Annotated in this window: 13 protein-coding genes and 2 other annotated features; of the genes, 7 read left to right on the top strand and 6 right to left on the bottom strand. The window is 36.5% G+C overall.

Going from position 1 to position 12,810, the window contains the following annotated elements; genetic code table 11:
- Position 1 precedes the first annotated feature (1 nt).
- From trpD to trpE, 3 genes are read right to left on the bottom strand one after another with little or no spacing between them, the layout of a single operon-like run.
- Positions 2-1,027: an anthranilate phosphoribosyltransferase gene (gene trpD, locus NHG49_RS06390; protein WP_064476785.1), complete on the bottom strand. Its 1,026-nt coding sequence runs from the start codon at positions 1,025-1,027 to the stop codon at positions 2-4.
- Complete coding sequence (locus NHG49_RS06385) at positions 1,024-1,611, bottom strand: aminodeoxychorismate/anthranilate synthase component II (RefSeq protein ID WP_064476786.1); 588 nt, start codon at positions 1,609-1,611, stop codon at positions 1,024-1,026. The genes trpD and NHG49_RS06385 overlap by 4 nt, the downstream gene beginning before the upstream one ends.
- Complete coding sequence (gene trpE / locus NHG49_RS06380; protein ID WP_222660748.1) at positions 1,608-3,026, bottom strand: anthranilate synthase component I; 1,419 nt, start codon at positions 3,024-3,026, stop codon at positions 1,608-1,610. The genes NHG49_RS06385 and trpE overlap by 4 nt, the downstream gene beginning before the upstream one ends.
- 52 nt (positions 3,027-3,078) lie before the next feature.
- Positions 3,079-3,322: a binding site (T-box leader), on the bottom strand.
- Positions 3,323-3,364: 42 nt separating this feature from the next.
- Positions 3,365-3,602: a binding site (T-box leader), on the bottom strand.
- A gap of 307 nt (positions 3,603-3,909) precedes the next feature.
- Between trpE and putP the strand changes: the two genes are divergently transcribed.
- Entirely contained in the window at positions 3,910-5,388 is a 1,479-nt protein-coding gene (gene putP, locus NHG49_RS06375; RefSeq protein WP_048561494.1) for a sodium/proline symporter PutP, read from the top strand.
- Between the two features lie 157 nt (positions 5,389-5,545).
- Positions 5,546-5,944, top strand: a complete 399-nt coding sequence (locus NHG49_RS06370) for an Ig-like domain-containing protein (RefSeq protein ID WP_088048334.1) — start codon at positions 5,546-5,548, stop codon at positions 5,942-5,944.
- 24 nt (positions 5,945-5,968) lie between these two features.
- Here NHG49_RS06370 and NHG49_RS06365 read toward each other — a convergent pair whose 3' ends face one another.
- Complete coding sequence (locus NHG49_RS06365) at positions 5,969-6,364, bottom strand: PH domain-containing protein (protein ID WP_088048333.1); 396 nt, start codon at positions 6,362-6,364, stop codon at positions 5,969-5,971.
- An 87-nt stretch (positions 6,365-6,451) separates the two neighbouring features.
- Between NHG49_RS06365 and NHG49_RS06360 the strand changes: the two genes are divergently transcribed.
- Positions 6,452-7,102 carry a DUF4386 domain-containing protein gene (locus NHG49_RS06360; RefSeq protein ID WP_149173337.1) on the top strand — a complete coding sequence of 217 codons (651 nt, stop codon included), beginning with the start codon at positions 6,452-6,454 and terminating at the stop codon, positions 7,100-7,102.
- Here the strand turns inward: NHG49_RS06360 and NHG49_RS06355 are convergent.
- Complete coding sequence (locus tag NHG49_RS06355; RefSeq protein WP_064476791.1) at positions 7,092-7,667, bottom strand: Crp/Fnr family transcriptional regulator; 576 nt, start codon at positions 7,665-7,667, stop codon at positions 7,092-7,094. The two genes, NHG49_RS06360 and NHG49_RS06355, sit on opposite strands and share 11 nt — an antisense overlap.
- 69 nt (positions 7,668-7,736) lie before the next feature.
- Entirely contained in the window at positions 7,737-8,648 is a 912-nt protein-coding gene (locus NHG49_RS06350; protein ID WP_064476792.1) for a DMT family transporter, read from the bottom strand.
- A 203-nt stretch (positions 8,649-8,851) separates the two neighbouring features.
- Here NHG49_RS06350 and NHG49_RS06345 point away from each other — a divergent pair, with 203 nt between their 5' ends.
- The 4 genes from NHG49_RS06345 to NHG49_RS06330 all read left to right on the top strand — a co-directional run bounded on the left by NHG49_RS06345 (position 8,852) and on the right by NHG49_RS06330 (position 12,784).
- Positions 8,852-9,583, top strand: a complete 732-nt coding sequence (locus NHG49_RS06345) for an alpha/beta hydrolase (protein WP_258125621.1) — start codon at positions 8,852-8,854, stop codon at positions 9,581-9,583.
- Positions 9,584-9,675: 92 nt separating this feature from the next.
- Entirely contained in the window at positions 9,676-10,194 is a 519-nt protein-coding gene (locus tag NHG49_RS06340; RefSeq protein WP_000765870.1) for a YjcG family protein, read from the top strand.
- Between the two features lies 1 nt (position 10,195).
- Positions 10,196-10,618: a GNAT family N-acetyltransferase gene (locus tag NHG49_RS06335; protein ID WP_046957039.1), complete on the top strand. Its 423-nt coding sequence runs from the start codon at positions 10,196-10,198 to the stop codon at positions 10,616-10,618.
- A gap of 99 nt (positions 10,619-10,717) precedes the next feature.
- Entirely contained in the window at positions 10,718-12,784 is a 2,067-nt protein-coding gene (locus NHG49_RS06330) for an ATP-dependent helicase (RefSeq protein WP_064476794.1), read from the top strand.
- The last annotated feature ends 26 nt before the right edge of the window (positions 12,785-12,810 follow it).

The following is a 12,810-nucleotide window of genomic DNA, read 5'->3' as shown; positions in this document are numbered from 1 at the left end:
TTTAATTCACCCTTTCTAATTTTTCATTGCTTGCTGCAATTAATAAGTTTAGTTTGGCTAATGCTTTTCCAGAGTCAATGCTATGTGCCGCTAGTGTAATTCCTTCTTCGATCGTTTCTGCTTTTCCATTTGCGAAAAGGGCTAGACCTGCATTGAATAAAACTGTATCGCGGTAAACACTCTTTTCTCCTCTTAATACGCCGAGCGTAATCTTTGCATTTTCTTTCGAATTCCCGCCTCTAATCTCTTCATTGTTCACTATTGAGAAACCGTATTTCTCGGGTTCAATACTCGTTTCTACTATTTCATTATCTTTTAAAATGACAACATGATTTTCTCCTTGCAATGATGCTTCATCTAAAAATCCACTTCCGTTTACAACAAGCGCCTGCTTCCTTCCTAGTTTCTGTAATACTTGCGCAACTGGTAGTAACATATCTCGTTTATAAATGCCGACAAATTGTGTTTCTAAATTCACCGGATTTGTTAAAGGGCCAATTAAATTAAAGATCGTCGGTACATTTAATTCTTTTCTTATTTTCATAATGCGCCTTAATGCTGGATGCATAGCTGGTGCGAATAAAAATGCAATGCCGACATGCTCTAATAAATAATCAATTTCGTTTGGCGTACTGCTAATATTTACACCGAGTTCTTCTAATAAATCGGCACTTCCTGTTTTACTAGATACAGCACGGTTACCATGTTTTGCAACCTTTACGCCAGCTCCTGCCAGTACAAATGCCGATGTTGTACTAATATTAAACGTTTGTGCACCGTCACCACCCGTTCCGCAATTGTCCATTGCTCCTTGTATATGGTTCGAAAACGGTAATGCCTTTTCGCGAAGAGCTCGAACAAGGCCGTATATTTCTTCTGCTGTTTCACCTTTCGCTTTCAGTAATACTAAGAAGGCTGCAATTTCACTTTCCAATATGTTTTCATTTAATAAAAGAAGCCCTGCTCTATACATTTCCTCTTCTGTTAAATGTTGTCCCTCCACTAATTTACGAAGATAGTTATTCATACTCTTTCCTCCTCCTTCACTTCTGTTAAAAAGGCACGTATTAACTTTCCGCCTTCTTCTGTCGCGATTGATTCTGGATGAAACTGTAATCCGAATAGCGGATAATAATTGTGACGAACTGCCATAATTTCTCCGTCGTCCATCGCTGTCGCTAGTATGTCAAAACACTCTGGCAAACTCGTTTGTGCTGCAACAAGGGAATGGTAGCGCATCGCTGTTAGCGGCTGGGTCACGTATGAAAAGATTGACGTTCCATTATGTTTCACACGAGATGTTTTTCCATGTTTAATGCGCTCCGCTCTAACAATTTCTCCTCCAAATGCTGATATAATCGCCTGATGTCCGAGGCAAATACCTAGTATGGGAACGTTCTTATAAAAATGACGAATCACTTCGATACAAATGCCAGCATCCTCTGGTTTTCCTGGTCCTGGTGAAAGCACAATTCCTGTTGGATTCATCCCTTCTAGCTGTTCTATCGTTATTTGATTATTTCTTACGACTACAATATCTTCTTCGTATTCACCTAACAGCTGATACAAGTTATATGTGAATGAATCATAATTATCAATTAGTACAATCATTTCATTACCTCCAATAGCGCTCTCGCCTTATTTAACGTTTCTTCATATTCAGCTACTGGGTCTGAATCATAAACAATTCCCGCTCCTGCCTGAACGTATGCTTTTTCATCCTTTACGACCATCGTTCGAATGGCAAGTGCCATATCAAGATTTCCAGAAAAACTAACATACCCAACTGCACCGGCGTATACATTTCTTTTTTCATTCTCTAGCTCATTTATAATTTCCATCGCTCTAATTTTCGGAGCACCTGACACTGTTCCTGCTGGTAGGCAATACGCTAATGCATCAAATCCACTCATTTGTTTTCGCAATATTCCGTAAACTTCAGATACAATGTGCATAACGTGAGAGTATTTTTCTACTTTCATATATTTATCTATCGTCACGGATCCAATTTCGCTCACTCTGCCAATATCATTTCGCCCAAGATCTACAAGCATCATGTGCTCCGCTCGTTCTTTCTCATCTTCTAACAGTTCTTTTTCGATTTCCGCATCTTCCTGCTTTGTTTTCCCTCTCGGCCTCGTACCCGCAATTGGATTCGTCATCACCTTATCTTCTCTAACTGATAACAAGCTTTCCGGCGAAGAACCGAGTACAATATAATCTTGAAAATCGATATAAAACATATACGGTGACGGGTTTGCAATGCGAAGTTTTCGGTATAGCGCGAAAGGATCACCAATACATTCACTTTGCAAACGCTGTGACAGTACGACTTGGAATATGTCCCCGGCTCTTATATGTTCTTTCGCCGTTTCTACCATCTCACAAAACTCTTTTTCCGTTATAGAAGAAGTGAATGATAATGTTGACCTTATTTGAATTACTTCCACTGCTTCTCCCTGTAACACTTCCTCTTTGTATACTTGCAACCTTTCATATACTTCTTCATAAGAAGCTGAATCGTCTTCCCTGCATACATATACAAATGATATTTTTTGGCGTAAGTGGTCATACACGATAAACTCACGGTACAGTAAAAGGTGTACTTCTGGAATATTCAATGGATCGTGTAAATCTGTTCCAATGTTTTCATATTGCCGAATGACGTCATAACCAATATAACCAACTGCTCCTCCGCAAAATGGGAATGGACTGTCTACTTGCGCTGACTTGATTACTTCTTCTAACACTTGTATTACGTTACCTTGCAGCTTTTCTGTTTGGCCATAAATCGTTCGTTCCACTTCCGTACCAACGCTTTTCACTTCACCATACGGGTTACATCCTAAATATGAATAGCGTCCTTTATCTTGATGAAGCTGGGAGCTTTCTAATAAAAACTTTTTCTTTCCCTTCATACGTCTATATAAAGAAATTGGCGTAATGCTATCTCCTTCTTCTTCAGCGATTACTACAAATGTTCTTCCCTTTTCTTTTTGCTTCATAAATTCCTCTTTTGTCATCATGCCTTTCACCTCAATCTGAAAAATAAAAAAGTCCTCTACATATCGAAAATATGTAGAGGACGATAAATTTACCGTGGTACCACCTCATGTTGGACGCAAAAGCATCCGCTTTATTCAGGTACAAAATATATACCTTATCCTTGTAACGGCGGAACCCGGGTTGCCTACTGAAAATAATTGTTCAGCATACCTCTCGTAAGCCCATTCCGTATATGGCACCGCACCGGGCTCCCACCTATCCCCGGCTCTCTGTAACGTCTCCAATATACGTACTCTTCTTACTTCAACGATTTCATTTATTTAATTTTTTGTACACAAAAAGGGAGTACTCATCCTATAGAAAGGACGGGTACTCCCGTGGTGCCACCTTAATTCGTTACAAATGTAACGCACTTTACCGTATCAAAAACAATACGTGTCTCTTGTATCGATGAGATCATGTCGCCAAAGCCTACTTCTTTCGTTTCGGTTTGGAAGCTCCGAAGCCCATTCCACATCAATCCCATACTGATTCGCACCAACCATCAGCTCTCTGACATGTTCATCATGTGTACTCTTCTTCATCAACGCTTGCATTTTTTTAAGTTGCACTCATTATAGACCTAACTTTTTTCATAAGTCAATACTTTTAAAAGAATTTTATTTTTCTCTCCTTTCAATATTATATTGACAAAACAACCTCTTTTTATGTAAATATAATAAATACTCTATTAAAAATAAGGTTTTTTGCATGAATATTATATATTAAAAAAGTAAAATGATGTCAAAAAAACGCTTACATTTCTGAAAATTCATATTTCTGTATGGATTTTTCAGAATAATCATGATAGATTATAAATATGCATAACGCATCAAAAGACATGACAAAAGGAAGGGGAACTACATGAGTACGCAGATGTTAACTTTAACTTCTATCTCTATTTACATGCTCGGGATGTTAGTAATTGGCTATTTCGCCTACAAACGAACATCCAACTTAACAGATTATATGCTTGGCGGGCGTACACTAGGCCCCGCAGTAACAGCATTAAGTGCTGGAGCAGCTGATATGAGTGGTTGGCTTTTAATGGGATTACCCGGTGCAATGTTTAGCGTTGGATTAAGTAGTAGTTGGATTGCGATCGGCCTAACATTAGGCGCATACGCAAACTGGATCTATGTCGCTCCTCGCTTACGTACCTACTCTGAAATTGCAAACAACTCTATTACTATCCCAGAATTTTTGGAACACCGTTTCCACGACAAATCCCATATGCTACGCCTAGTATCTGGACTTGTTATTATGATATTTTTCACGTTTTATGTAGCTTCAGGATTTGTCTCTGGCGCTGTATTATTTGAAAATTCATTTGGACTCAATTACCATGTTGGTCTTCTTATCGTTGGTGGAGTTGTCGTAGCTTACACATTATTTGGTGGTTTTTTAGCTGTAAGTTGGACAGACTTCGTGCAAGGAATCATTATGGTAGTCGCTCTTATTCTTGTTCCAGTCGTAACAATTATGCACGTAAATGGACTTGGTCCAGCATTTGAAACAATTAAATCTATCGATCCGGCATTATTAGATATTTTTAAAGGTACTTCTGTATTAGGAATTATTTCATTATTCGCATGGGGCCTTGGTTATGTTGGACAACCACATATTATCGTACGCTTTATGGCAATTTCTTCTGTAAAAGAAATTAAAAGCGCACGACGTATTGGTATGAGCTGGATGATTTTTTCTGTTGTCGGAGCTATGTTTACTGGCCTTATCGGTATTGCATACTATTCAAAAGCAGGTTTAAAACTTTCTGATCCAGAAACGATTTTCGTTGAACTTGGCACTATTTTATTCCATCCACTTATTACTGGATTTTTATTAGCAGCTATTTTAGCAGCGGTTATGAGTACAATTTCATCTCAGTTACTCGTTACTTCGAGTGCTATAACAGAAGATTTATATCGTACATTCTTTAAACGTTCTGCTTCTGATAAAGAACTTGTATTTGTCGGTCGTATGGCTGTTCTTGTTATCGCTTTAATTGGATGTGCATTAGCACTTAAACAAGATGATACGATTTTAGCTCTTGTTGGATACGCTTGGGCTGGATTTGGTTCTTCATTCGGACCTGCTATTTTATTAAGCTTATATTGGAAACGTATGACGAAGTGGGGCGCACTTGCTGGTATGATTTCTGGTGCCGCTACAGTAATTATTTGGACTCAATTCAAATTCTTAAAAGAATTCTTATATGAAATGATTCCTGGTTTCACTATTAGTTTACTAGTAATCGTAATTGTTAGTTTACTAACACAACCTTCAAAAGAAGTTGAAGAGCAATTTGAGGATTTCGAAAAACAACATAGTCATAATCTATAAAAAGAAAGCTCTGCTGTTATGATAACAGCAGAGCTTTTTTACAGTTCGACAATCTTCTTCTCAAATTTAACAAATTCTTTATGTTTCGTTAAATTTAACATAACACTACTCCTTTATAGTATGAATATCAGCACTTATACAGAAAGGGGACTTCAACATGTTAGCAGCTTTTCAGCGACAACACACACGAAAATTTTCACCTATCACAAATACTTCTACCTCTTGTTTGAACATACAACCTAATCCACCTAAAATTTCAATTGCTCCTTCTGTTATTTCAGTCATCGGTGTTCATATGGAAAAAAATAAGTTAAAGGTAAGAACTGGACAAAGCACTGAGCTATCAGCTTCCGTTTTACCAATGCAAGCGACGAATAAAGAACTTATTTGGACAAATATGAATGCTGATGTTATCACAATGTATCCAAAAGGTGATACGGTAACGATTACTGGAAAAAGTGCAGGAAGAGCAGTAGTAATTGTCACAACTACTGAAGGAAAGTTCCGTGACCTATGTATGATTCATGTACAACCTTATATGACAAATCCAAAGTAAAAGAGTGGCTTCCTAGCCACTCTTTTACTTCATTTCAATGTTTGAATTTTTACTTGTAACAAGATTGATGAATTGGTCTTTATCTTTAGGAGAAATAACTTCTGTTTTATGTGCACCGTAAACAATTTCAAGTCGTTCCAATGACAATGCATGGGCAGCTATTGGATTTTTCGTATTTGAAATTTGTTTTATATCTCGTATAAATATGCGTTTTTTAACGAGACCTGATCTAATTGTAATTGTTTCTTCTCCGACGATGTATTTTGTCGAAAACCAACTCCACATAAATAATATTGCTAACGGAATTGTAAAAAATAAAAGAAAATACTCTTTTCCTGCAAATAGAGGAGCAAAACACGCTCCAATGACAACGAAAAAAATCGGATATAACCATATATCTTTTTTTGATGGAAATTCCATTAAACTTCCCCTCTCTTGATTTAAGTCAATGAATCTCCTCCTCTTCCCTATTACAATGAAAACAACATTAGAATAGGAGGACGTATTATGACTGAACGAAAGTATGCTTTATTTGCTGGCTTTTCTCTTCTTGTTATGGCATTCATTGCATTTTTTTCTTACGGTTTTGTTCATGGAAATCTCGTTGTACAAGAAGATGCGAGCGCGACATTCCATAATATCCAAACTTCAAATTCACTTTTCAAAGCGGAAATCTTCGGTTGGATTATCATTTTCATTACTGATATTGTCGCCGCGTGGGCTCTTTATTTCTTTCTAAAACCAATTCATACTAGCCTCTCATTACTAGCTGCCTTGCTTCGTCTTATGTATACAGCGATACTTGGAATCGCCATATTCAATCTAATATTGGCATTGCTACTTTCAAAAAGTACGATTGCGAATCCAGAAACATATGTGATGTTGTCTCTCAGTGTATTCGAATACATTTGGTCTGTAGGATTAATCATTTTCGGCTTACATCTTTTCTTTTTAGGTTATGTAGCTTTTCTAGCTAAACATATACCGAAATGTATTAGTATACTACTATTCTTCGCGTCTATCGGTTATATCGTAATTCACGTCATGAATACGATGTTTTCAATCATACAAACACTGTTCCAACTGCCAATGATTGCAGGTGAACTCGGATTTAGTATATGGCTATTGATTAGAGGTGGAAAAAACGCTACTGTTTGAGTCTTTTCTTAATTCTACTTAATGATTCTGGCGTAATACCTAGATAACTTGCCAATTGATATTGAGGAACACGATTGATTAAATGAGGTCGTTTTTGTAATAATGATTTGTAGCGCTCTTCTGGTGTCGATGCAATAAATAATGAAAGTTCTTCTTGTATCTCACCGAAATTGTATTCAATCATTTGGCGTGTCATTTCTTCTAATTGTGAATATTTCTTATACACGTCCTTTTCACTATGCAGGTCGCCAATTACAACTAGACAGTCTTCTAGGCACGTTAACGTATGCGGGGATGATTTATCTTGTTTATGATGATTAAAATTTGTGATTGCTTGTTCTTCTGTATAAAAATTTGATGTAACCTCTTTCCCTGTTTCATCTATACGATGTTGCCTAATGCATCCCTTTAATACAAAATAACATTTCGAAGGGACATCTCCTTGCCTTAGGAGCACTGTTCCTTTTTTATATTCTCCAATTTTTAATTCACTGAGAATCATGTGTTGCTCTTCTTCACTTAGTGTTGTAAGGTTTTGCATATACTTCTTTAATATTTCTTCCATTCCCTTCCTCCCCTATATTTCTGTAAAACAAAAAGAGAAGTATCACAACTTCTCTTTTCTTCTCTAACATTATATTTCCTGTGTATACGCCGGCTCGTTTACTACATTTTTTGCTGTTCGTTTTTGTTGCTGTAGTAAGAAAACAGATACACCAAACAATACGAGCATGCTACCGATAATTTGCATTACATTTAGTCTTTCACCGAGTAAGAAGAACGCTAGTATAGATGCTCCAACGGGTTCTCCTAAAATACTCATTGAAATTGTTGTTGCATTTACGTAGTTTAATAACCAATTATTAATGACATGTGACACTGTCGGCACAACTGCAAGTAAAAGAAAAACGGTCCAGTCCCACTTCGTATAACCTGTAAAAGGCACTTGCAATACTATATTATAAATCCCCATAAAAATACCTGCGAATGCAAAAACTGTAAAGCTATAAATCCAGTGTGATACTTTCTTTACTGTTGTTTGCCCGATAAATAAATAACCGACAACCGCTATGACACTTAAAAAGGATAATATATCTCCATAAATTGCTTGTTCACTTAGCCCTAAATCTCCCCACCCAATACACATGACGCCTAGTATTGCAATTCCCATTGTTGCAATGGCTGAGTATGTTGTTCTTTCTTTAAATAAGAAAAAACCTCCAACTAAAGATACAATTGGTTGAAGCGCTAAAATAATCGTCGAACTAGCAACTGTCGTATGCTTTAAAGATTCAAACCATAAAAGAAAATGCAGCGCTAAAAAGAAACCAGATCCAATTAAAAATCCCCAATCTTTTATTTGAATCTTACTAAACTCTTCCCGTTTTTTCCAAACGATAGGCAGCATAATAAGTACGATAATCCATAATCGATACATACTTAATATGGAAGATGGTGCTGAGGACATCTTTACAAAAACTGCTGCGAATGAAATGGCTATAATGGAAATTGCTAATGGTAGTGCGATTGATCTTTCTTGTTTCAAATTCCGTCTCCCCTCTCACCTGTCAAAAATCCCACTTCATTATATCCGTTTTCTTTCACAACTTAAATACTAATTTTTTAGATTCTTCGTACCATTATGGTAAAATAGAAACGAAAGCACCTATTAGTGAATATTTCTTTCTTTTTCACTACAAGCGTCGCTCTTACAATCATTACAGTAAATTTTTATTTAGGGGGATCTACATGAATCAAACAATAGGGAGAATTGAAGAAATTTCATTTTATAGCGCATCACTTCAAGAAGATGTTACACTTCTTGTTTACTTACCGGTAAATTACACACCACTGCACAAACATACAGTTGTAATTGCACAAGATGGTAGAGATTATTTTCAGCTTGGTAAAGCGCACCGTGTAATTGAGCGCCTTCGTGAAACTGAAGAAATTGACCGTACAATTATTGTCGGTATTCCATATAAAAATGTACACGATCGTAAAGAAAAATATTTTCCAAACGAAGTGAAAAACGCTGCGTATATTCGTTTCCTTGCTCATGAACTTGCACCATATATCGATGAAAATTATCCAACTTACCAAATGGGAAAAGGTCGTGTGTTAATTGGTGATTCTCTTGGCGGGACAGTTTCCTTCATGACTGCACTTATGTATCCGCATACATTCGGTAAAGTCATTATGCAATCACCATTTGTGGATGAAACAGTGATGAGCTTAGCAAAAGACTTCAAAAATCCGGAGGCGCTAGACCTTTATCACATCATTGGGACAGAAGAAACAGCCGTAAAACGCACTGATGGACAAGTTTCTGATTTCGTACAACCGAACCGTGAGCTCAATACGCTTCTGACAGATAGAAATTTCATCACGCATTACGAGGAGTTTGAAGGTAACCACACGTGGAAATATTGGCAAACTGATTTACCGAAAGCTTTCTCTCATATTCTATCAATGAAATAATAGAGAGAAGTATTCAGAATAATTTGATATAATAGATTAAGAGATTTATTTTCTCAAAATCTAACTAGACTTACAAAGGGAGGAATTGGAACATGAAATTAGGCATTGTAATTTTTCCATCTAAAATGATTCAAGATAAAGCGAACGGATTGCGTAAACGTTATGATCCGCACTACGCATTAGTTCCGCCACATATTACATTGAAAACACCCTTTGAGACGCAAGATGAACAATTAGAATCGATTGTAAAAGAGTTACATACAATCGCAAGTAAAACGAACCCTTTCACCCTTCATGTCGGAAAAGTTGGTTCATTCGCACCTGTTAATAATGTTCTTTATTTTAAAGTAGAAAAAACACCTGAACTTACTTTCTTAAATGAGGAAATGCATAGCGAATTCTTTATACAAGAACGCGAGTACGCTTTCGTACCTCATTTAACAATCGGACAAGGCTTATCAGATGCAGAGCATGCTGATGTATTAGGTCGATTACGTATGAAAGATTTCTATTATGAACAACCAATTGATCGCTTCCATCTTCTATATCAATTAGAAAACGGAACGTGGACTGTATACGAAACATTCCACCTTGGAAAGGGGAACAACTAATTTGCACGCACAGATCGTACAAACGGACGAACAACTAAGAGATGCATTCTCTGTACGTAAGCAAGTATTTGTGAATGAGCAACAAGTTTCTGCTGACGAAGAGTATGATGAGTTTGAAGAAACTTCAACACACGTTGTTATATATGATAATGATGTTCCAGTTGGTGCTGGTCGTTTTCGCATACTGGATGGAATAGGAAAAATGGAACGTATTTGCGTACTAGCTTCCCATCGTAAAAAAGGCATTGGAAAAATTGTTATGGATGCACTTGAAGCATATGCGAATGAAAACTCGCTACCAAAATTAAAGCTGCATGCCCAAACACATGCTGAAGATTTCTATAAGAAACTTGGATATGTAACGCATTCTGATGTATTCATGGAAGCAAATATTCCTCACATCGTTATGATAAAAGAATTGTAATTTGAAAACAGGAGGTATCCCCTCCTGTTTTTTACATTGCTATTTTCTTTTTCTTCCGCTAAAGTTAAATGTTGATGCTATAGTTTTGAAGGTGAATATATGACACAAGAAAAATTTTCACAAAAATCATTAACGCACGCTGATATTCCGCGTGCAACATACCATATTCCAAAAACATCTACCCATTTAATTATGGAAGAAGATGCTGATGCAGCGTATTTCCGCGCTCTCGAGCAACAAAATGTATTTTTAAATGAGAAACAATTAGAGGCCGTGCGAACGACAGAAGGTCCTGTCCTTACATTAGCTGGTGCCGGAAGCGGGAAAACCTCTGTTTTAACAACCCGCGTAGGTTATTTAGTAAATGTAAAACAAGTTCATCCACGCAATATTTTACTGCTTACATTTACACAAAAAGCAGCTGAAGAAATCCGAAACCGTGTAGCAAATTTACCTGGTATGAATCGTGCTGCAAGTAGCTACGTTGTTGCTGGTACGTTCCACTCCGTCTTTTTAAAATTGCTTCGTAGTCAAGGATATAATCAGCAAATTTTAGCAAACGAAAAACATAAACAAATTATGATAAAGAAAATCTTAAAAGAGTTACGCTTAAAAGACGATTATGATGCTGAAACGATGCTCGCTATGATTTCACTTGAGAAAAACAAATTGAATCGTCCGAAAGATGTAAAAGCAAAAACACCCGTTGAACAAGAATTTAAAGAAGTATACGAACGTTTTGAAGAAGTGAAACAACGATATAATTATATTGATTTCGATGACATCTTATTAGAAACATATTATATGTTAGAAAATAACACTCCTTTGCTTACCCAATTACAACAACGTTTCCACTATATTGAAGTAGATGAGTTCCAAGATACATCGTATGCACAATATGAAATTGTAAAATTGTTAGCCACGCCAAGAAATAATTTATTTATCGCAGGTGATGACGATCAGGCGATATATGGCTGGCGAGGAGCAAGTCACCAAATTATTTTATCTTTTCCAAAAGAATTTGATAACACTACGATTATCGCACTTAATACGAATTATCGATCCAATCCTTTTATCGTCGGACTTGGAAATGAAGTTATCAAACTAAATCAGGAGCGTTTTGATAAAGAGCTATATTCTGTGCGCGAAGAAGGTGTACAACCTTTTTACGCAAGACCTGCTACGACTCTTGATGAAGCAAATCAAATTTTGCAGCTCATTCAAGAAAAAGTAGATAGCGGCGAACGCAACTATAAAGATTTTTGTTTACTGTATCGCACACATTCTGTAAGCCGTTCGTTACTCGATCAGCTTACAATTCACAAAATCCCGTTTATTAAGCACGGGGCGAGTCAATCATTTTATGAACATTCTTTAATTAAGCCTGTATTAGATCATTTAAGACTGGTGATTGAACCGTTTCGACTAGAATCACTTTCAAATATATTGCCAACGATGTATATCGGGCGTGATGATTGTATTTCATTTATTGAACGTGAACAATGGAAATATGGTGAGGGGCGGTTCCCTTCTCTTCTTCATTTCTTATTATTAAATCCGAGCTTAAAACCTTTTCAAGTGAAAAAGGTAAATGAGCGTATCGATTTTATTAAATTTATAAAAGAATTAGAACCGAAAAAGGCATTAAAAGAAATTATTCATGGTAAAGGAAAGTATTTAGAGTACTTAAAAAGTAACGATCGTTCTTCCTTCACGATGCATAAAGATATACAAGAAGAAATGTTAGAAGAATTAATGGAGTCAGCAACTCGTTTCACCGATATTCCAGCATACTTACAATTTATTGATGAAGCAATTCAAGGTCAAAAAGAAATGGAAGCATTAAAAACAATGCCGGAAAAAAATGCTGTCTCGCTTATGTCTATTCATAACGCAAAAGGCCTTGAATTTCCATGCGTTTTTTTACTTGGAGCGAGCGATGGTATTCTCCCCCATACTTCTTCTTTAAAAGATGCGAATGATCGTGTTACAGAGACTTCTGAAGCTTTAGAGGAAGAACGCCGACTACTTTATGTCGCAATTACACGTGCGAAAGAAGAACTTTACATTTCCTCTCCTCAATTTTTTAGAGGGAAAAAATTAGATATCTCTCGTTTTTTATATACTACGCGAAAAGATTTACCTGAAAAGACATCCACTAAATAAGGATGTCTTTTTTTCATATTGCATTA

This window comes from Bacillus sp. IBL03825 (assembly GCF_024712505.1).
GTDB lineage: Bacteria > Bacillota > Bacilli > Bacillales > Bacillaceae_G > Bacillus_A > Bacillus_A wiedmannii.
Note: the sequence above shows the minus strand (reverse complement) of the source record. Positions and strands in the feature narration are given on the sequence as shown.

Excerpts from the sequence above, each read along its gene's own strand:
- trpD (WP_064476785.1), bottom strand. The coding sequence starts at position 1,027 with ATGAATAACTATCTTCGTAAATTAGTGGAGGGACAACATTTAACAGAA.
- NHG49_RS06385 (WP_064476786.1), bottom strand. The coding sequence starts at position 1,611 with ATGATTGTACTAATTGATAATTATGATTCATTCACATATAACTTGTAT.
- trpE (WP_222660748.1), bottom strand. The coding sequence starts at position 3,026 with ATGATGACAAAAGAGGAATTTATGAAGCAAAAAGAAAAGGGAAGAACA.
- putP (WP_048561494.1), top strand. The coding sequence starts at position 3,910 with ATGAGTACGCAGATGTTAACTTTAACTTCTATCTCTATTTACATGCTC.
- NHG49_RS06370 (WP_088048334.1), top strand. The coding sequence starts at position 5,546 with ATGTTAGCAGCTTTTCAGCGACAACACACACGAAAATTTTCACCTATC.
- NHG49_RS06365 (WP_088048333.1), bottom strand. The coding sequence starts at position 6,364 with ATGGAATTTCCATCAAAAAAAGATATATGGTTATATCCGATTTTTTTC.
- NHG49_RS06360 (WP_149173337.1), top strand. The coding sequence starts at position 6,452 with ATGACTGAACGAAAGTATGCTTTATTTGCTGGCTTTTCTCTTCTTGTT.
- NHG49_RS06355 (WP_064476791.1), bottom strand. The coding sequence starts at position 7,667 with ATGGAAGAAATATTAAAGAAGTATATGCAAAACCTTACAACACTAAGT.
- NHG49_RS06345 (WP_258125621.1), top strand. The coding sequence starts at position 8,852 with ATGAATCAAACAATAGGGAGAATTGAAGAAATTTCATTTTATAGCGCA.
- NHG49_RS06340 (WP_000765870.1), top strand. The coding sequence starts at position 9,676 with ATGAAATTAGGCATTGTAATTTTTCCATCTAAAATGATTCAAGATAAA.
- NHG49_RS06330 (WP_064476794.1), top strand. The coding sequence starts at position 10,718 with ATGACACAAGAAAAATTTTCACAAAAATCATTAACGCACGCTGATATT.